Raw genomic sequence first — 20,290 nt, 5'->3', positions numbered from 1 at the left:
TTTCCATAATAGTCACCATACAAATAATAATGATTAAAACAAAAATACAAGCATAATCCTTAATCTACAAAATTGAAGGATACATAAAATGCACCAAAACAGTCTATAAACATACAATATCTTACAAATAGGAAAATATTATTCCCATATAAACCAAACAGTCAATATCTTTCTTGAAAAAAATGCGACTAAGTCATTTTTTTTCAAGAAAACATTTGTTATATTAAAAAATAAACATATCTTTGCAAAGTACTCTTATAAATTTAGAGACAAAAACATTTATGTCAAACAATTAAATTTCTTACGATTATGAAGAAACTAATGTTAATGATTGCCTTTATGGCTGTAACGTTCAGTGCAAGTGCACAGGTTTATATCGGTGGTGGTATCGGTTTCAATTCATACAAACCTTACCATCATGAGAAAGCAGATGTAGACACTAAGACAACAATAAATCTTGTACCGGAAATCGGATACAAACTTGATGACAACATGAGCATCGGTCTTATGCTCGGTTACGGTCATTCTAAAGAAGGAGACTTAAAAAATGATGTATTCGCAATCGAGCCGTATATCAGATACACATTCGTAAAATGGAATAAGGTCAGCCTGTTTGGAGAAGCCAGCTTCGGTTATGCACATTTAAAAGAAACCAAGACTTATAACGACGAAGACACCGGTAAAGAGTATTCTGAAAGTGAAAAAGCAAGCGAATGGGGAATTGGCGTACGTCCAGGAATCGCAATAGATCTGACAGACAAGCTCACACTCCTCACAAGAGTCGGTTACCTCGGTTACACCAGCTACAAACCTGATGGAGACAACATTAAAGCTTCATCTGAATTTGACTTCAACCTGAACGGTGAAAATCTTAAGTTCTCACTTATTTATAACTTCTGATTATAGTTTTTTCACCCAAATAAAAGCCGGATGCGCAAAATTTCAGCGCATCCGGCTTTTATTTGGGCACAAGACAGTTTCAATACTGAAATCATTGCTACACAAATATAAAGATTTTAGAACAGTCATCCCAAAGTCAAAGTAGAGCATAGCTTCTGTATTTTTCAAGCGGCAGACGACCACACAAACCTATTTATTATACAAAAACATACACATCGCAAAGCGATGTCCCTACTTGCTGGAAGAAGCCCCTCCAGCTCATCAAAAGGGAGAGAAAGAAAGAGACCGCTGAACCAGCGGCCAATTAAACAGAGGACTATATATAATAAAAGACCCCATCCTTACAAAAAAGGACGGAGTCTTTACCGTATAATAAATATGATGTTGCTTTACAGCTAAAATTATTCTGCTACAGTGGCATTCTCTTCTACCGCAGGAACTTCAGCAGCAGCCTCTACAACCTCTTCCTTTGCAACAGGAGCATTTTCTGCAACCACCTTAACCGGTATCTCTACAGAAACTTCCTTGTGGAAACAAACTGTGGCAACATAATCACCTACAGTCTTAATATCACGCATCAAGATAATCTTACGGTCAATATCGTGACCCAGTTTCTTCAGTTCTTCTGCAACATGAGCTACGTTTACAGAACCGTAAGTCACACCTGTTGAACTATTAACCTTGGCAGAAATGGTAAGTGCAACATTCTTTATAGCCTCTGCCTTCTTTTCTGCGGCTTCTTTCAAAGCAGCCAGCTTATGAGCCTGCTGACGGAGGTTTTCTGCCAATACTTTTTTTGCAGACGGAGAAGCGATAACAGCCTTTCCTGTAGGAATAAGGTAGTTACGTCCATAACCTGGCTTTACTTCTACGATATCGTTCTTAAATCCTAAGCCAATGATATCTTCTTTCAGTATTATTTCCATATATGTCCCCTCCTATTATTTCATCAAGTCTGTTACGTAAGGCAACAAGGCAATCTGGCGTGCACGTTTAACAGCCTGTGCCACACGACGCTGATACTTCAAAGATGTACCTGTAATACGACGCGGCAGAATCTTACCCTGCTCGTTGAGGAATTTCTTAAGGAACTCCGGATCCTTATAATCTATATATTTAATACCGCTTTTCTTGAAACGGCAATATTTCTTTTTCTTTACATCCACTGACGGTGGTGTCAAATATCTTATTTCTGATTCTTGTGCCATAACTTATGCCTCCTCTGTTTTAGCGTACTTCTTTCTTCTCTTTTCTGCATATTCTGCAGCATACTTGTCAAGCTTAACTGTCATGTGACGGATAACTTTCTCGTCACGACGATAGCCAACCTCAAGTTTTTTAATTACTGACGGCTCTGCCTTAAACTCTAACAGGCAGTAGAAACCTGTAGACTTCTTCTGAATAGCATAAGCCATCTTCTTCAGTCCCCAAGCCTCTTCATTCAGAATTTCCGCACCATTATCGGTAAGAATCTTCTTGAACTTTGCGACCGCTTCCTTCATCTGTTCATCAGACAAAACGGGAGTCAAAATGAAAACGGTTTCGTATTGATTCATGCTTTAAATGATTAAAAATTTATTAAATTCGCAAAATGTGGTGCAAAGGTAGCATTTTTATTCCATACAAAATACATAGCGCAAGTACCATTATGTATATTTAACTATTTTTACGGAATCATTTTAGTAAATGCAATAAATCCGAACTGATTGTCAGATGTAAAACAAGTACTCATTTTGATTTGTTCTGGTTGCGACACCGGAAACAAGACACAAACGGCTATATCAAGACGAAGACTGAAGCAATATACCTAAAGAAATACATCTGTGAGTTGAAAAGGCCTGAGAAAAATATTGGTTTCATACGTTTCAAGGTCAGATGAACTATCCGGGATCAATATCCAGCAGAATATTTCTGCTTCAAATTATACACATATTATGGATTTACATTACCTTTGCATTCGATAATGCAAATAAAATGCGATTCGATACAATGAGAAAGAATAAAGAATATATAGGTATTATAATTACTGCGACAGGGGCACTTATGCTCGTCGGTGAATTTCTGTCAGGATGTAAAAATGCCAATGCCGCTCTACTGACAGCATTGGCATTTATTATACTCGGCATCGCAATCTATGTTGCAATTTCCAAGAAAAACAGCCGATATTGATTTCTGAATTCAGACATCATTCCTCAGCCTGGAAATATTATTCTTCCTCAGGAGTGATAAGTTTATATCCCTTTCCGTGGATATTGATGATTTCTATCTGGTCGTCATCCTTAAGATGCTTACGCAACTTGGTGATGTACACGTCCATTGACCTTGCATTAAAATAGTTGTCATCTATCCATATCGTCTTAAGTGCGAAATCTCTCTGCAATATCTCATTTGCATGACTACAAAGCAATGCAAGCAATTCGTTCTCCTTGGTTGTAAGCTTTGTCTGCTTGTCGCCGATTGTCAGCAGCTGCTTCTGCGTGTCGAATGTAAAGCGGCCGATATTGTAAAGAGTACTCTCCTTGCTCTTCTTTCCACGTACACGGCGAAGTATGGCTTCAATACGGAATACGAGTTCTTCCATTGAGAATGGCTTGGTTATATAATCATCCGCACCAATCTTGAAACCTTCGAGGATATCCTCTTTCAATGTCTTCGCTGTAAGGAATATAATCGGAATCTCTGCATTTGCGGAACGTATCTCCTGTGCAAGCGTGAAGCCGTCCTTCTTAGGCATCATAACATCAAGCACACAGATATCGAACTTTCCTTTCAGAAATGCCTTGTATCCGGCTTCTCCATCGGGGCACAGCTCTGCAGTGTAGTTCTTTGCTGCAAGATACTCACGAAGCAACATACCCAAGTTCTCATCGTCTTCACAAAGAAGAATTTTCAAGTTATCGTCCATAATTCTTTTATTTTAAAGGGTTATTATTATTTTATTTATTATACATTATCATAGTAACAGTCTAAGCTTCCGTCAGCTCTTTATTACCGGAAGGGATATTGTGAATGTGGTTCCCTTTCCGTAATCGCTCTCAACATGTATCTCACCTTTATGAAGGTCCACAATCTTTTTTACATAAGCAAGACCGAGACCGAATCCTTTGGCATCATGACGGTTGCCGGTATGCACCCGATAGAACTTTTCAAAGATCTTTTTCAGATTATCTTTTCTTATTCCCATTCCCGTATCCTTTATAGAAAGGAACAGACGATCGTTATCGTTCCATGTCTTCATGTATATGTCAAGCGGCTTATCCGGATTCCTATACTTCACGGCATTATCCATCAAGTTAAACACCACATTCTGGAAGTGCATCTCATCCACATATATCGTTGAATCAACAGCTCCTATATCCGTATATATCTTGCCACCGGTATGTTCTACACGCAACGAGAACGAGTTAGCTGTATTTTCCACGAGTTCGTTCAAGTCTATCTCCTTTTTCTTGAACACAGCCTTCTTACGGTCAAACATTGACATCTGAAGAACTTTCTCAACAAGGAAGCGCAATCGCTTTGACTCGTCGTTTATCACTCCGCCAAGATGTTTCATCATTGTCGCACTCTTGGTAACCCCCTCGTCATTAAGCATCTGTGCAGCGAGTGAAATACTTGCAATGGGTGTTTTCAACTCATGTGTCATATTATTTATGAAGTCGTTCTTTATCTCCGTATATCTCTTTTGACGGAATATCACGACTATCGTGAACACAAACGTTATTAGAAGCACCAACGTAAACACCACCGAAGGTATCATGAAGCGTATACTTGAGAATATATAGCTGTTGATATCGGGAAAATGAATCTTCACCACTCCCATCTTCGAAGACGGATCGTTGCGGAACAACACCTGCGAATAGGTGTATGCCAATCCCTCGTCAGTATAATCAGGACAACGGTAAACCTCACGTCCGTCGGCTGTAGACACCGTAAAATGATATGGAATGTTTATTCCGTTATTCAACAGTTCGGCTCTCAAGTCCTGATCCAACAGTTTGAAGTTTATACGTTCCTTCAACGGTCTGTCACTGGCTGTATACAATATGTTATAGACCACCTCGTCGAGCAATGCCTTCTGATACACATATCTGTTTCTCACTATTTCCTGCAACGACTTCGAAGCTTCACTTATGGAATTCCGGTCTGATTTCAGAATCATCGCCTTTGGTATTGTGGAAGGCTTTGTAGTGATCGTCTTCAGTTGGAATGAAGAATACACTGTACCGTCTTTCCCCGACACGGAATACTGATGAGAATGTTGCACCACCCCTCCGTTTACTTTTCCAGAGCGCGACATCAGCGAATCATGCCTGAAAGCACGGCGCTCTGTCTCATTGACATCTTTTTCCAGATAGCGTAAAGTCTCGTTCACCTCAAGGTTTCTTGAAGCCTGATAGAGGCTGCGGTTTACTGATTCATCAAACTGCTCCTTTTTCATCTTTGCCATCTCCTCTATATAGGAGAGCTGAAGATAAAGCAACCCGAGAAACGCGAATCCCATTACTATCGCTATTGTCCAAATCATTGATTTCTTCATGTTGCAAAGATAACACAAAATAGCAGACGTCAAAATTAATCAGTTAATTAATTGCGTTAAATTTAACAATGTTAACCAAAAACTTTTGTTTTAATTTAAAATACAAAAGTAAAAACACAAAAACATATCATAACGTTTATATATTATATGAAAAAACAAACGTTATAATATGTTCCGCTTATATAATCCATCAAAATAAACAGGCTCTCTCTTACACAGTGCGAAGCCGTTTCCTGACGGTAAATGATTATCCGTAAGAATATTTATATCCTTTCCGGTTACGTTTAATTCACATTAAGCATGCGGTATTCACTTGGAGTCATCCCGGCACCTTTCTTAAAAAAGCGGTTGAAATGCTGCGAATATTGAAATCCCAGGCGGTATGATATATCACCTATTGTGCTGTTCGTCCCCAAAAGCTCGTTCTTTGCCATATCAAGAATTTTATTTTGAATAATCTCCTGGGGTGTACGCCCGGTCTCTTTCTTCACCAAATCACCAAAATAATTTGGGGAAAGATAACAGTTCTCTGCAAAATACTTAACCGACGGCAATCCATGCTCAATTGGATTCCTACTTTTGAAATAGCCGTCCAACAAGGACTCAAAACGCACTAACACATCATGATTCACATTCTCACGGGTAATAAACTGGCGGTCATAAAACCTCATGCAGTAGTCTAACAACAATTCTATATTCTTACAGACGAGCGTCTTTGTATGGCGGTCAATCGGTCTTTCCAGTTCTATGCGTATTTTTTCAAGGCAATCGAGAAATATGACTTTCTCCCTTTCCGACAAATGGAGAGCTTCGTTTGAACTATAAGAAAAGAATCCGTAGCTCTTTATTTCACGTCCGAGCGATGTCCCGCTAATAAGGTCAGGATGAAATAAGACACCCCTGGCATCAGGTTTGAATCCCTCGGCATGCCTGACATGTACAACCTGTCCGGGAGCGAAACTTGTGATTGTACCCTCCTGATAATCATACGGCTGTCTGCCATAAGTGATGTCTCCACAGTATGTCTGTTTAAGGAAAATCGCATAAACTCCATAGCTGTACGAAACCTCAAGAGGAAACCTTGCCGTTGTCTCATTCATGTCAATAACCGTGACTAACGGATGAAGAGTTTCGAATCCGTACATTTTATTATAATCCTCTATTGAGTCTATTCTGACCATATTTTCCATACCTGTCATGAAATACATTACCTGTTATAATTATATGTCTGTGACATAAGCGCATGCCACCATACACATTACCGTTCCAGATGCAAAATTAAATAAAAAACATTGTATACCGTGTATAAAAATTACTGAATATGAAAAACATACCCCACCGTTATTTAAGTTTTGGCTTAAGCTCATCCGGAGAATCGCTGGTAAACATATTCACTCCCTGCGCTTCGTTTTCAAACAGGTTGAATATCTCCTGCGGGTCTATAGACAACGAAGGAACAAAACTCTCACTCTGCATATAATTCAATATTGCCTTGCGCATCTGCCGTGCCACAAGACGACGGTCAAGATCATTACTTATATCCATTGTCGTCATAAGCAACTTTCCTCCAAGCACGTTAGCCTCTATCATCATACCCAGCTTACGGCTCACATGCCATGTGTCAATAGGCTGAATGGCCGGTTGATACTCATGCGGAAAACGGCTTAGATTCATTACTTGCGCCTTGTTTAATAATTCCCACCAGTTGAGGTTACTCCATTCGTCCGTAGGGAAATACCTGAACAGCGGATGACTGTTGTCTATATACGCTCCTGTCGTATGAGGCGGACGCATCTTAAACCAGCTTGTATTCCAAAACACGGGAAGATACGTCTGCTTCACATCATTGCCGAAACGCACCTTACCCGCTGCCGTCACCAGCACCTTACCTCCCTTTTCCAGTATGGCAACGGCCTTCGCATCAAGTGTGTCGGTTATGAACACATCTTCCGGTTCCGGCATATCCACATCCGACGGATACACCCAGAACTCCCAGCTGTTATTAGCCAAAGGCGCATTCTTAGACCTTACCGTCACAGACAGTTTCAGTTTTGACGGCCCGCATATATCTGCGAGTGGCATCGCCACATCACACAACGGATTATTCTTACCTATAGAAATATCGCCATCCACCGTCTGAGACCTTTTCATTATCACACGGTCACCGGATGTCACTGTGTATTCTGCCACCGCATCGTGTAAAGGTTCGTTATAGGCATTATATAATTCCACCGGCACAGAAAGTGTATCTTCATTGCTATACACAAATTTAGGGAATCTGGCCAAAGGAACCACTGCCGAACAGAACTGCGTCCAATCATCGGATGAACAGTAGCCTTTCTCACGCCAAAACACATTCAAGACCCCGACCAATGCAGTGCCCTGACCGCTGTAGTCATTAAGTCCGAGAAGCTGGAAGCCTGCATAATCCTTTGTACGCAAATTGCGCTCAAGCTCATATTTATATGCAAGCGTCTGCAACCTGCCGCTTGCCATAAGAAATTTCTCCGCCTGCGGCGCCATACCGTTGTCACGCAACAAATCACTGAAAATCTCGAAATTACCAGCCTTATATGCACCGGTATATTGAACAGTCTCCTTCAAATCAGGAAATGCGCACCATTGTCCCTGCTCATGACTGAGATAAGGCTCGTTTATCTCAAACGTCACAGGTGTGCGCCCTTTCTGTGTGAAACTGACTATCGACTGATAATAGTCATCCTCCGACTGCGGCAGGCGGTTGTTCCAGTCGAGACCGCGTGCACCGCCCTTGACATGATATTCGCTCTTTGGGTCGAAGGCCCATCCTCCGCCTACCGATGCTCCGCAATATACCCTGCGACGGTCACCGGTCTGCTTCCAGTAATCAACAAAATTGCCTACCCATTTCACCCAATCTCCGGCCGGCTCATTGCCGGCGGCAAGCATGCAAAACGACGGATGGTTGCCGTATGCCTCAACCATACGCCGGGTTTCTTCAAGAAGATACTTGTCTATGGTCATGCCTCGCCCAAGCCTCACGCCATGGTTCGGCCATGATGGGCCTTCGGGCTGAAGATAGAATCCCACCTTGTCGGCCGCAGCAAACGCTGCCTCCGGAGGACAATAAGAATGAAAACGCATCATATTAAGGCCATACTCCTTGCATTTCCTGAATATCGCCATCCATGAAGCCTCATCAGTTGGAGGATAGCCCGTGAGCGGGAAACAGCAGTTGCCTACCGTGCCGCGTATCCATATAGGAATTCCGTTCATGTAGAACTGACGGCCTTTAATGGTTATCTCGCGCATTCCGAAAGTGGTGCGCACGGTATCCCTGTTCAGCACAGCCTCTACGGTATACAGCATAGGATTAAACTCGTCCCAAAGCTTCACACCATCGCCCATCGCCAAATTCACAGTGGCATTTCCGCTATCGTCAACGGTAACATTACGAGATATGAATCCGCCATTGAAAACATCGTTTCCGTCATTATCCCTTAAACGGAAACCTACTTTATATTTTGCGTCGGTATTTACCTTCCCTCCTGAAATTGACATGCGCAGCTCTACGGACTTATCACTTATATTCGGATATACCTGCACATTATTTATATATTCTGCAGGACGTGATACGAGTTCTATCCTTCCCGCTATTCCGTTCCAGTTGCCTTGGGTCTGGTCTGTGACGCTGTGTGAATCCTGTCCAACACATACGTTTTCAATCCCGTTGTATACACGTATGTCTATACGGTTCTCCGCTCCCGGTTTTACAAACGGAGTGATATCAAACTCATGCCCTACACTGAGCGAAGAGTCCCTTCCGGCCTTTTCTCCGTTAATGTATACCGTCGTCTCGATATGGGGACGCTCAAGATAAAGAAACACCTTACGCTTCTTCCATTCTTTAGGCACGTTCACCACTGTTCCATACCATGCGTCACCAACATAATGTTTTGAAGGAGTAAGGAAGAACGGAAACTTCATCTTTCCTGCGACACGATATTTTGCCATATAGGGATTGAAATAGAAAGAAGAGTCATACAATGAACCTGTCCATTTCGTATCTACAGTCACATCATCGCCCTTGCCATTTGTCAGCATAGATCCCGGCAACACGATCTCATCATTATATACAGGCTTGTCGCCACCGATGGCAAAATTCCATTTTCCTGAAATATCCATTGTCTGTGCATGCATGGAGATACACAATACGGCAAATGGAAAGAAAGTAAGAATTCTCTTGTTCATAAAGATTTGTTTTTATATAATCCGTTTTGTTTTAAGCATTTAACATATCCGGATGCAAAGTTATACATATTTGTCTTATAAATCAATATACAACCTTCACTTTTTAATGGACAATATAACGGATTATCGCTTAAAATCACTATCTTCGCGACATGAAACAGAAGGATGGATTTACCGGAGAACGCTCAATAATACTGCCGCAAATGGCTGTGGAGATGGAAAGAGACGATGCCCTTACGTCAAGTCTTTACATAACAGACATAGGATATTATCCAAAGGCCATAAACCATTTTCGGGAAAGAAAGATTCCAATAAACCAGTATGTTCTTATATTCTGCATTTCCGGTGCCGGATGGTATAGCATTGACAGCAAAAAGTTTGAAGTATGTGAAAACCAGTATTTCATCCTTCCGGCAAACAAACCGCACGCATACGCTTCATTTGACGAAAACCCATGGACTATTTACTGGGTGCATTTCACAGGAGCACACGCCGCCATATATTCAGAAGGCGCACAATGCCCGCAGGAAGTAAAGCCGGGACTTTATTCAAGAATAAACGAGAGAAACAATATATTTGAAGAAATATTCAACACTTTGCACGAAGGATACGGCCGCGAGAACCTGAGATATGCCTCATCGCTCCTGCACCACTATCTTGCATCAATGAGATATCTGCAACAATACAGAAAAGCCGGAAGCACAGAGAAAGACACGAATATCATAAGTGCATCGATACATTACATGAAAGAGAACATGGAAAAGCACCTGTCGCTAAAAGAAATATCCAACTACATAGGATTCTCGCCCACACATTTCTCGGTGATATTCAAACAGCATACCGGGCACAGCCCCCTCAGCTACCTGAACCTGCTGAGAGTACAGAACGCATGCAGGATGCTTGAGACAACGGAAATGAAAATAAACCAGATTTGCCATAAGGTGGGCATTAACGACTGCTACTATTTCTCACGTATGTTCAGCAAGATTATGGGCATGTCACCAAAACAATACAGGGAAACAAAAAACAGTGAAGAATGTTTAAATTCCTATACAGCACCGGCAAATGTCCGTCATTCGCATCCATGACCTTAAGGTCTTCGGGGTATGTCCCGGAAAATGAATGATGCCGCATAGTCCCTGCCATGGATATGACTGAGACCATGCGGCATTATTAATCACCTGAAATCCGGTTCTATTCAATCACAACACTCTTGACCTCTTCGCCCGGCTCTTTCACATCGGCCTCGCGCGGGAAATATACAGGCATATCCTTCTGCAAAGGCAGAATACGCAGTTCAAGCTTGCCGCAATCCTCAGGCAAACGCCACAGCCCGAAAAGGAACGGACGGCCGTTGTAGAAGTTGTCCGCCACTAATTTGCCACCGGCATACAGACGAGCGCAGTCTCCGCGATAGTTTATAGTAAGAATTCTGTCTTCCCTTTCCTTCATCGGAAGATTGTCTATCGTATACACAGCTGCCGCCTTGAAATCGGCATCTACCGGCTCCTCTGCCACTTTCTGCACTCCAACGGTTATCTTTCTCGGGACGCCGGCATTGCTCATCTTTGTGACAATCGGAGTCGGAACATCCTCCGTCGCTTTATCTGACGATGTTCCGGAAAGGAAGAGTCTTTCGGCAGTTTGGGAGTCAACAAGATATATATTGCCATACACAGGTTTTTCAGTTCCTTTTGCCTTGACATTCTTAAGAACCTTTTGCCGGCCTCCTTCTTCAACGCATATTTCCGTCGGCACGCCCTTTATCTGCTCAAGATAAATCTTGCCTTCGCGCTTTGCTATAATCTGTGCCGTTGCATATCTTATGCCGTCTATATTCACAGGAAATATGCACATGGCACCGGCCGGAACTGTTATCGGACGCTGCGGAAACCTGACCCCGCAAACATCAAAGCGCACATTCTTCTTTGCCGTGAGATTCTGCAGACGCTCATAGTTGTTGACAAAAACGAAAGCACTGTTGCCTTCCACACGGTATGCCCAGCGCAAATGGGTGTCATCGCCCTTTGGAATATCCTGCTCGCAAGGGAACACGGCATCCATCGGAGCAAGTGTCTCCGCATAGTCGTGCATGAACAGATGAATCTTACGCAGCATATAATAATGAGGATTTATTTGTCCGAACTCTCCGAGAGGCGCCTGGAAGTCGTATGTCTTTACCGGCAAGTCATTGTAATTTGTTGCCAGTGTCTTCTGATTCTCATTCAGGTAAATAAGGCTCCCGTCATCATTAGAACCTCTTTGGAAACCCTCAGGATTGGTTCCTCCGTGATACATATAATACCCGAGCAAATTGCTTCCGCTACCCAACTTCACAAGTGCCATTGAATAGGCATCCTCAGGATAAAGATAAACACGGCGGTGATAAGAGGTCATCATACCTCCGCCAAGCTCGCAGGTAAAGTAAGGATACTCTTCGTCACCTTTGTTCAGTTTTTCTTTCTGAACACCAAGCTGCTCTGAGGCTATGGCTGTAGAGCTGCGGAAAGCCTTAAAATTGAACGCCTTGTAATAGTTTCCGGCTGTTTCCTTTATACTGCGTTCCCAGAATCCGTCGGCATAGTCGCCATAGAGCGGAATCATTTCACCGTATGGAACGGGAGTACGCAACTCGGGCCATCCTGTGCGCGTATAGAAAGGAAGGTCGAAACCTGCATTAAGAGCTATTCTCTTTAAAGCCATGAGATAGCTTCCGCGTCCGCGATATTCATTGTCAAACTGAGCCGCCATCACCGGACCACCGTCTTTCCATTGCAATCCCTGCACCTGTGAGAATATCTGCCTGTAAAGCTGCTTGCAGTAGTGCATGAATATCTTATTTTCCTCACGCATCTTGCAGCCTTTGGCAAACATCCAGTCCGGAATACCTCCATTACGCACCTCTCCATGACAGAACGGACCGAGGCGGAGAACCACCGGCATATTCTCTTCCTTGCATATTTCCAGGAAACGGCGCAGATTACGCTGACCGCTCCAGTTGTAGACACCTTCCATTTCTTCAACATGGTTCCAGAATACGTAAGCGGCAATTACCGTCACCCCTCCGTCTTTCATCTTTCGCACTTCCGTCTTCCATTCTTCTGCCGGAATACGTGAATAGTGCACCTCACCCATTACCGGCACAACGCGTTTGCCGCCAATGATAAGGCTGCGCGAATCCCATTTCACCTCCTGAATAACAGCCTTCACCTCCGACTTCTCCGCCCCAGCGGCATATACAACCGACTGATGTGCGTAAGGAGATGCAAGAAACAATGATGCTGTCATGACAAAAGCAACCATCATACTTCTTTTCTTCATACTTGAACTGTTTTAGTTATAATTGTTTTCATTAATAGTCATCTCTTTATTATCAGCCTTGTCAAAAAGAAAAACTGTGACTGCCGGGTTTTACCAGGACAATCCTGCCATCAGGAAGATGTATCTCCGCATCCGAATTATCCGGAATACAAACATCTATCTTGCCGCCAGTATTTGCTGTATTTCTCGTCCAATGGCATGAAACCTTGCCATTGGGTGTGTTTAAAGAGGTCTTTGCCCATGTTATATCTCCAACCATTTGTGGAGCTATGACAATATGCTTCCACGCCGACTCTTTTCCTAAATCATTTGCAGGTTCCTTAAACATTATGCCGCCAAGTCCGCTATAGAGCCATTCCATAAGATGACCAAGCATGAGATGGTTGTTCGATACATTATCGTATGCCTGCCAACTCTCGGTAAGCGATGTGGCGCCTTTCTTCATCTGATAAGCATAACCCGGTACCTTATCATTGACATTCATTTTATAAATGACATCACTCCTGCCATTTTGCTGAAGAGCCTGCACCACATAGCGGAAACCGACATCACCGGCAGTAAGAGCATAGTCACGCGACTCTATATCACGCACAAGGGCATCAAGTGTCTGCAAACGGGTGCTGTCTGTCACAAGACCTGTATAAAGCACCATTGCAAGGCCTGTCTGACTGCCGTTCTCATACACTTTGTCCGGGCCGGTATAAAACTTTTCATTGAATACCTTCTTTACATCATCTGCCAAACCTGAAAAATAACGACGGTCAACATCTTTGCCAAGATGGAAAGCCACTTTCTCCATGACAGTCAATTCATAGTAAAACATTGCCGTGGCCGAAAGCGCTACACTTGTAAGCTGTGCCTTTCCTGGCCTGTTGGGTCCCATATCAAACCAGTCGCCAAGTCCGTAACTGAGTATTCCGTTTTCAGAACGGCCAACAAGATAGTTTATATATTTCTTCATCCTGACATAATGCTTGCGGATAGCCGAGTCATCTCCATACCATAAATATGTATACCACGGACACAGAATAAATGACGCGCCCCACTCTGGAGTGTCCTCAAAACCGCTGCCAGGCTCAAACATAGTATATTCGGGTGCTATAGTCGGTATGGCTCCATTTGCATGCTGTGAAGCGGCCATGTCGTCTGCTATCTTATTCATCAGGGCATGCATATCATACCTATACATCATGGAATATGCCATAAGATGGTTTTGCTCCTGCCATCCGAGCTTCTCACGTGTCGGACAATCTGTGGTTATACTTACAATATTGCTCCTTACGGCCCAGTCTATAAGGGTGTGAATCTTATTGAAGAGTGTGTCAGAACATTCGAATGTTCCGACTTCCGGTGCATCGGTCGTGGTATGTAAACCGGTAAGTTCCATCAGTTCCACACCCTCTTCAGCCTCCACTTCAACATACCTGAAACCGGTATAAGAAAACTGAGGCTGCCACGTTTCGCCTCCTTTATCTCCTTTCAATGTATATTTCCATTCATATTGGGGCATACATTTTTGGTATATACTACCATTCTTCAAAATCTCGGCCGGACGTAAAACTATACTCCTACCTTTTTCACCTTTTACCTTTATGCGCACTATACCGGAACAATTTTGCCGCATATCGTATAAACCTGACGACAGCTTTTGAAAAGGCAATTCCATGTTGACCTTAACAAAAGTTCCCGCCTGCTGCTTTATTAAAGAAGCAGCAGGCCACTTCGGTTTTGTAACAACAACAGGTTCTTTTTTTCCATTGAATCCGGCATCATGCCACTCACCGGCATATATGCTCGAATAGCGCACCGGACTTTCCTCTGCCGTCCAAGACTCATCACTTACAATGGTCCGGGTCTTCCCGTCTTTATATTCTATGTGAAGACAAAACAACAGCTTGGGAGCACCACATGAACCGGCCATCTTATGATAGCCTTTTATCGGTATGTCATACATACCGCCTCCAAGCATCACCTTTATATCCACATGTTTTTTTGCCGTTTTCCGTAGTAAGTCTGTCACATCAAACTCATTATACAGCATTTCCTTGTCATATTTTGTCCAGCCGGGCGTAAGAAAGTATTCCCCAACCTTATCCTTATTTATGAAAAGTTCATATTGTCCCATGCCACAGATATAAGCCCTTGCCTTCCTCACTTTACCATCTATATTAAACGATTTATAAAACGTTGGCATAGCGTATACTTTCAACGACCTTGCCTCCTGTGATTTGGCGTTCAGAAGATGAATGTGTGGAAAAAGGATAGTGGAATCAGGATCCATTGCTATCCATTTTGCATTGGAAAAATCCATTGCATGTATTTTATCTGAAATAACAGTTGCAAAGGCCTGACCGACACCAATACATGATACTACTGTCAGAGTAGAAAAAAAACGTTTTAGCATATTGTTTTATTTAATGTTTATTTGACAAACTATGTTTCTGACTTCAAATTTACTATTTTTTCATCTATCTGCAATCATTACACTCCATTATTAATTAAGATAAAAAGAAAAGAAATGCCGTTTCAAATAAAATGAAACAACATTTCCACACCTACTTACTTAATATTGTCAATATACATAAGCGTTGCAAACGCCTGTATTCCCTGATGATTTATATCCATAGCCTCCACTTCATTCAGATATCTCATTGAACGGGGGCTGTCACCAAGTCCGTAATATCCCAACGCAATCATATAGAGACAGTGTATACGGTTACGTATGTCAAGCGAATCTTCCCATATAAGCAGGTCGGGCAGCGATACTGCGAAATAATCCATCACCTGTTTCTCAAACAAATGATTCTTTCCGAAATTGACAAGCTTATAGAATCTTCCGTTGGCCTCACCGCCACGTCCGAGCCTCAACAATGCAAGTCCCTGATAAAAAATCTTGTCTGGCTTGGCATCGTTGTAATACATTGCCGCGGCAGGCTCGGTTGGTCCTTCTGCGGCTTTCTCCCAACATTCCATTGCCATGTCCGCATCACCGAGACCGTCGTATGCACACCCGAGAAAATAGTAAAAATCATTCTCCTGCGCACCATACAGTTTTCCTTCTCCAAGATTTTCGGGATAATCAAGACATTCCTTAAGCAGACAGATGGCCTTGTCGTAATCTCCACCGGCAATGGCTTTCTTTGCAAGTTCCACACGGCATACCTGATACTGAAGCGTCACCTTGCCTTCACCGCCTTCCCACGGATGGAATATATGATTGTCTATCATCCGCATAGCATCCTCATAGCATCCGGTCTGATTAAGCAAGGTGATTTCCTCGAGCAGCAAATCGTCACGTCTGGCAACCAGAGAGCCGTATTCACGCATACGCGCGAGACGTTCTTCGTGGGGCCTTTGCAGTTTCTTATACAGTTGGTCAAGCTCCATAAACACACGCGCGTCATCTGTGTCGAGCAGAAATGCCTTTTCCATATACTCCAAGGCTTTTTCCACATCGTTTTCCTTATTGAAGCATGCAAGCGCGAGATTTCTCCAGACAGTAGGGAATGACGGGGCAAGCACAGCCGACTTGTTCCACATTTCCAAAGCCACATCATACTGACGCTTGTCGTAATAAAGGCATCCGAGATAATACGGAGCCTTGGACGCCTCCGGACAAACCTCCATTGCCTTTTGCAATGCAACGATGTCTTCGAGACGGTTTGGGAAACAATAGTCCGGGCATGTAGCTTCGGCTGTATTGAAAAACATTACGCACGAAGAATTACCCATAACGGCAGAAGCCAGTCCCATATAATAATATGTCATAGGAGTTACAGCACCTTTCTTTATTGCCAACGACCAGATGCAGAGGGCATCTTCATAGAGACCGGCCTGGAAATAGTCAAGTGCCAGCTCATCATAATTATTCGACATTCCGTGCATTATGCCTGCCATTGCCTCGAGCACAGTCTCGTCACCTTTTATCTGAGCCTTCTCATACATACAACCGTAGTTGAAATTATCTATAGACAATGATTCGTCACACAACCGAAAAGCCTCGTCTGTTCGGCCAAGGATTCTTAGCACAGACACTTTCAGGGCACGCGCCTTGTGGTTGTGGCTGTTGTTGTCGAGACAACGCTCCAACTCGTCAAGCGCATCATCATAGCGGCCCTGCATCACAGAGAGCTGTGCGGCGGAAAAATATCCCGCATCGGCCCATGCCTTACTCCATGTTGACTTCCAGAACAGGCTGTAAGCCTCGTCATAACGTCCCTGATATCTCAAAGCCAAAGCAAGATTATACAACGGCTCACTGTCGTATGGATTCGGGTTGCGCCTCATTATCACCTTAACTGCATTGCGGAGATATCCCTCTGCCTTTTCAAAACGCCCCTTGCGGATATACCACAAGCCGAGCGCATTGTTGCAGCGATAGTCAAGAGGGTCGCGGCGGAGCGCCTCCTCATAGTAATCCACAGGATTATATGTGGCATGACGATACTGTTCCAGATGAAGACCGGTCAGATAAAGCTGCTCGTTTGTCTTTATGTCCACAGGAAGAAGTGCGGCCTCCGCTGCATCCGGCACAGGCATGATGTCGTCCGGTTCTGAATGCCATGAGAGATTCAGCTTCGTATGATTCCCGTCTATAACATAAAGCAGCAAGGACAATTCGTCAAAACGCGTATCACCGACAGCCACAGTCTCATCGAAAACAAACTCAGGACTTAGTTCCATTGTGTTGTCATAAAGTTCTTTACCAGAGTCGCTTCTAAGCACAGCCTTCACTTTAAGACTTCTCGTTGCCATCACCTTTATATTAACGCCTCCGCCTGCCTCTGTTATATTCATAATCAGGTCTTTGGAAGCGTTTTTCACTATACCAAGCTCACGGTACGGCATAAAATACTGTGTAAACCTCTTTTCTTCGTATGGCATCAGCCATGTAAAATCAGGCTGATTCTCGGTATACACCCCTGCCATCAACTCAATATACGGTCCGTCATCGTCTGTCAGGTTCCTGTCCCACGCCCGGCCAAAATCACCGTTTCCCCATGTCCACTGTTTCTTTCCCGGCGAAAGATGATTGCTTGCAACATGAAGCATTCCTCCTTTGGTGTCATTCTCATAGCCACCCTCAAAATTATATTTTGAGTTTACGGCCATATAAGATGTAGGCACTTTTATATTCTTATAATTAGAAATGTCCACTCCGGCAGAATAGTCCATCTTATAATAAGTGCCTGTTGCTATGGGAAAAGTCGACACCGCCCTTTTCCCATGGTCAAACACGGCATTTATATCCGGCGGAAACACACTCTGATAATGTTCGTTCACCGCTACGGCAGGGTTAGCCCACCAGAGAAAAGTCTGGGGTATGTCCGTACGGTTATACAGCACACCTTTTATCTCAAGATACGCGCATCCCGGACGCAATGTGAAACCGGCCATTCCTTTCTGATGAAACATACGTTCCATCTCATTCACCCATACTGTGACAGACCCGTCACTGTTTTCCTCTATACGACAATCAACCGGCAGATATGTGCTCGGACGGTGATGCTGAGGCCAGTTAAACTCTATGCCTCCGGAAATCCAAGGACCGGTAAGTCCGACAAGCGCAGGCTTGACCACATGATTATAGTATACAAAATGACGCTTCTTCAACTTGTCGTAAGCCATCTGTACACGTCCGCCAAGCTCCGGCAATATCATCACTTTTATATATTCGTTCTCTATCCATACAGCATCATACTCCTTATCTGTCTTGCTGTCTGCTATTTTCTCTATCACAGGATACGGATAAACAACTCCGCTTGAACCTTGATAAACACGCTTTTCGAGAAATATCGGATTCTTTTCGGCCTGTCCTACCTCATAAGTCGGTATCACGACCTTTTCCTTCCATGCCTTTACCATAAAAATATTATAGGTTTATTTATCTATGAGTTCTTTTTGAAGATTTTCCAAAGATTTGCCTTTTGTCTCAGGCAGTCTTATTATAAAGAATATAAATCCCGCCATGCATACTCCAGAATAAATCCAGAATGTGCCATAGCTTCCTAACGATGCATTCAGGAACGGGAAAGTGAAAGTAAGTGTGGAAGAACCTATCCACAATGCCAATGTACACGTAGCAACAGCCACAGCCCTCACATTATTCGGGAACAGTTCTGAAATGAGCACCCATGTGCAAGGACCGAGAGTCATTGCGTAACAGGCTATTGCTGCCATAACCATAACAACTGTGGTAATTCCGGTTATATGAAAATAATAGCACGCTCCGAGTGTCAGGTATATTCCACACAACCCTCCGGCCCCGAAAAGCATAAGCATCCGTCTGCCAAGACGGTCTACAGTGAAGATGGCGACAATTGTGAATATGACATTCGTCACACCGGTAATCACTATATTGAAGAGCACATCACCGATTTCATATCCTGCAGACTGGAAAATCTCCTGCGCATAATTGAATATGACATTCGTGCCGCACCATTGCTGAAACACAGCTATCACCACTCCAACCAGCAGCACTTTACGGAAAGGCTTGCGGAAAAGCATTCTCAGTCCGCACCGTCCCGCATCATTAATATTCGCAGCCCTAACCGCACCCAGCTCCGCATCGGCATACTCATTTCCACCAATACGCATCAGGACATCACGGGCATCTGATTCCCGGCTTTTCATCGCAAGCCAACGGGGGCTTTCCGGTATAAAGAAAGCCAATACAAGGAACAAAGCCGATGGAACCGCAGCTGCCCAGAACATCCATCGCCATGCCATCTGCCCGTTCCACGACAAGAGAATGTCTGCATCACCGTATCCTGCCGGAATATCATCTGCTATCAGCCAGTTGGTTATCTGAGCTCCGAGTATTCCGAGTACGATGGTCATCTGATTCAGGGAAACGAGCTTTCCCCTTACATGCGACGGAGCCACCTCCGCTATATACATCGGTGACAGACCTGACGCAACTCCAATTCCTATACCTCCAAAGAAACGTGCTATAAGGAATGGAACGAACGAAGAAAAGGCACCGGTCCCGACAGATGAAAAAAGAAAGATAAACGCAGAAACAACAAGCAACCTCTTACGCCCTATCCTATCCGCCAGGAATCCGCACATCATGGCACCAAGCATACATCCTATCAAGGCAATGGTCATCGCCAGACCTTGGGCCACCGGTGAGTCCGCTATCTCAAAATAAAGTTCATAAAACGGTTTCGCACCCCCTATCACCACCCAGTCGTAACCAAACAGCAGTCCGCCCATTGCGGAGACCATACATATAAAGTAAGTGAAATTCTTATTAAATACATTCATACAATTATAATTAATCAGGTTTTGTATTAC

General features: G+C 43.5%; 14 protein-coding genes. 3 read left to right on the top strand and 11 right to left on the bottom strand.

Going from position 1 to position 20,290, the window contains the following annotated elements; genetic code table 11:
* Window positions 1–309: 309 nt before the first annotated feature.
* Window positions 310–900, top strand: a complete 591-nt coding sequence (locus tag HPS56_RS03040; RefSeq protein WP_172273646.1) for a porin family protein — start codon at window positions 310–312, stop codon at window positions 898–900.
* A gap of 401 nt (window positions 901–1,301) precedes the next feature.
* Here the strand turns inward: HPS56_RS03040 and rplI are convergent, their stop codons facing one another.
* Genes rplI through rpsF form a run of 3 tightly spaced genes read right to left on the bottom strand, consistent with a single transcriptional unit; the run spans window position 1,302 to window position 2,456 of the window.
* Window positions 1,302–1,826 (bottom strand): 50S ribosomal protein L9, encoded by a 525-nt coding sequence (gene rplI / locus HPS56_RS03035; protein ID WP_172273643.1) that lies wholly within the window; start codon window positions 1,824–1,826, stop codon window positions 1,302–1,304.
* A gap of 15 nt (window positions 1,827–1,841) precedes the next feature.
* The gene (gene rpsR / locus HPS56_RS03030; protein WP_172273640.1) at window positions 1,842–2,108 is read right to left on the bottom strand and encodes a 30S ribosomal protein S18; all 267 of its coding nucleotides are present in this window, start codon (window positions 2,106–2,108) and stop codon (window positions 1,842–1,844) included.
* A gap of 3 nt (window positions 2,109–2,111) precedes the next feature.
* On the bottom strand, window positions 2,112–2,456 hold the full coding sequence (rpsF, locus tag HPS56_RS03025; protein ID WP_172273637.1) for a 30S ribosomal protein S6: 345 nt from the start codon (window positions 2,454–2,456) through the stop codon (window positions 2,112–2,114).
* Window positions 2,457–2,889: 433 nt separating this feature from the next.
* Between rpsF and HPS56_RS03020 the strand changes: the two genes are divergently transcribed.
* Window positions 2,890–3,069 (top strand): hypothetical protein, encoded by a 180-nt coding sequence (locus HPS56_RS03020; protein WP_172273634.1) that lies wholly within the window; start codon window positions 2,890–2,892, stop codon window positions 3,067–3,069.
* A gap of 37 nt (window positions 3,070–3,106) precedes the next feature.
* Here the strand turns inward: HPS56_RS03020 and rprY are convergent, their stop codons facing one another.
* From rprY to HPS56_RS03000, 4 genes are all read right to left on the bottom strand, one after another.
* The gene (gene rprY / locus HPS56_RS03015) at window positions 3,107–3,805 is read right to left on the bottom strand and encodes a response regulator transcription factor RprY (protein WP_172273631.1); all 699 of its coding nucleotides are present in this window, start codon (window positions 3,803–3,805) and stop codon (window positions 3,107–3,109) included.
* A gap of 72 nt (window positions 3,806–3,877) precedes the next feature.
* Window positions 3,878–5,440: a sensor histidine kinase gene (locus tag HPS56_RS03010; protein WP_172273628.1), complete on the bottom strand. Its 1,563-nt coding sequence runs from the start codon at window positions 5,438–5,440 to the stop codon at window positions 3,878–3,880.
* A gap of 284 nt (window positions 5,441–5,724) precedes the next feature.
* The gene (locus HPS56_RS03005) at window positions 5,725–6,630 is read right to left on the bottom strand and encodes a helix-turn-helix domain-containing protein (RefSeq protein WP_172274226.1); all 906 of its coding nucleotides are present in this window, start codon (window positions 6,628–6,630) and stop codon (window positions 5,725–5,727) included.
* Between the two features lie 151 nt (window positions 6,631–6,781).
* A complete protein-coding gene (locus HPS56_RS03000) occupies window positions 6,782–9,670 on the bottom strand; it encodes a DUF8487 domain-containing protein (RefSeq protein WP_172273625.1) in 2,889 nt (962 codons plus the stop codon).
* A gap of 152 nt (window positions 9,671–9,822) precedes the next feature.
* Here HPS56_RS03000 and HPS56_RS02995 point away from each other — a divergent pair, with 152 nt between their 5' ends.
* Window positions 9,823–10,758, top strand: a complete 936-nt coding sequence (locus HPS56_RS02995; protein ID WP_172273622.1) for an AraC family transcriptional regulator — start codon at window positions 9,823–9,825, stop codon at window positions 10,756–10,758.
* Between the two features lie 106 nt (window positions 10,759–10,864).
* Here HPS56_RS02995 and HPS56_RS02990 read toward each other — a convergent pair whose 3' ends face one another.
* The 4 genes from HPS56_RS02990 to HPS56_RS02975 form a co-directional block, all read right to left on the bottom strand.
* Window positions 10,865–12,991, bottom strand: coding sequence for a beta-galactosidase (locus tag HPS56_RS02990; RefSeq protein WP_253952370.1), 2,127 nt, complete (start codon window positions 12,989–12,991; stop codon window positions 10,865–10,867).
* Window positions 12,992–13,052: 61 nt separating this feature from the next.
* Complete coding sequence (locus HPS56_RS02985) at window positions 13,053–15,395, bottom strand: family 78 glycoside hydrolase catalytic domain (protein WP_172273619.1); 2,343 nt, start codon at window positions 15,393–15,395, stop codon at window positions 13,053–13,055.
* Window positions 15,396–15,550: 155 nt separating this feature from the next.
* Window positions 15,551–18,856 (bottom strand): DUF5107 domain-containing protein, encoded by a 3,306-nt coding sequence (locus HPS56_RS02980; RefSeq protein ID WP_172273616.1) that lies wholly within the window; start codon window positions 18,854–18,856, stop codon window positions 15,551–15,553.
* A 15-nt stretch (window positions 18,857–18,871) separates the two neighbouring features.
* Window positions 18,872–20,260 carry a sugar porter family MFS transporter gene (locus tag HPS56_RS02975; protein ID WP_172273613.1) on the bottom strand — a complete coding sequence of 463 codons (1,389 nt, stop codon included), beginning with the start codon at window positions 20,258–20,260 and terminating at the stop codon, window positions 18,872–18,874.
* Window positions 20,261–20,290 lie beyond the last annotated feature (30 nt).

Origin of the sequence: Xylanibacter muris (genome assembly GCF_013166605.1) — a bacterium.
GTDB lineage: Bacteria > Bacteroidota > Bacteroidia > Bacteroidales > Bacteroidaceae > Prevotella > Prevotella muris.
Note: the sequence above shows the minus strand (reverse complement) of the source record. Positions and strands in the feature narration are given on the sequence as shown.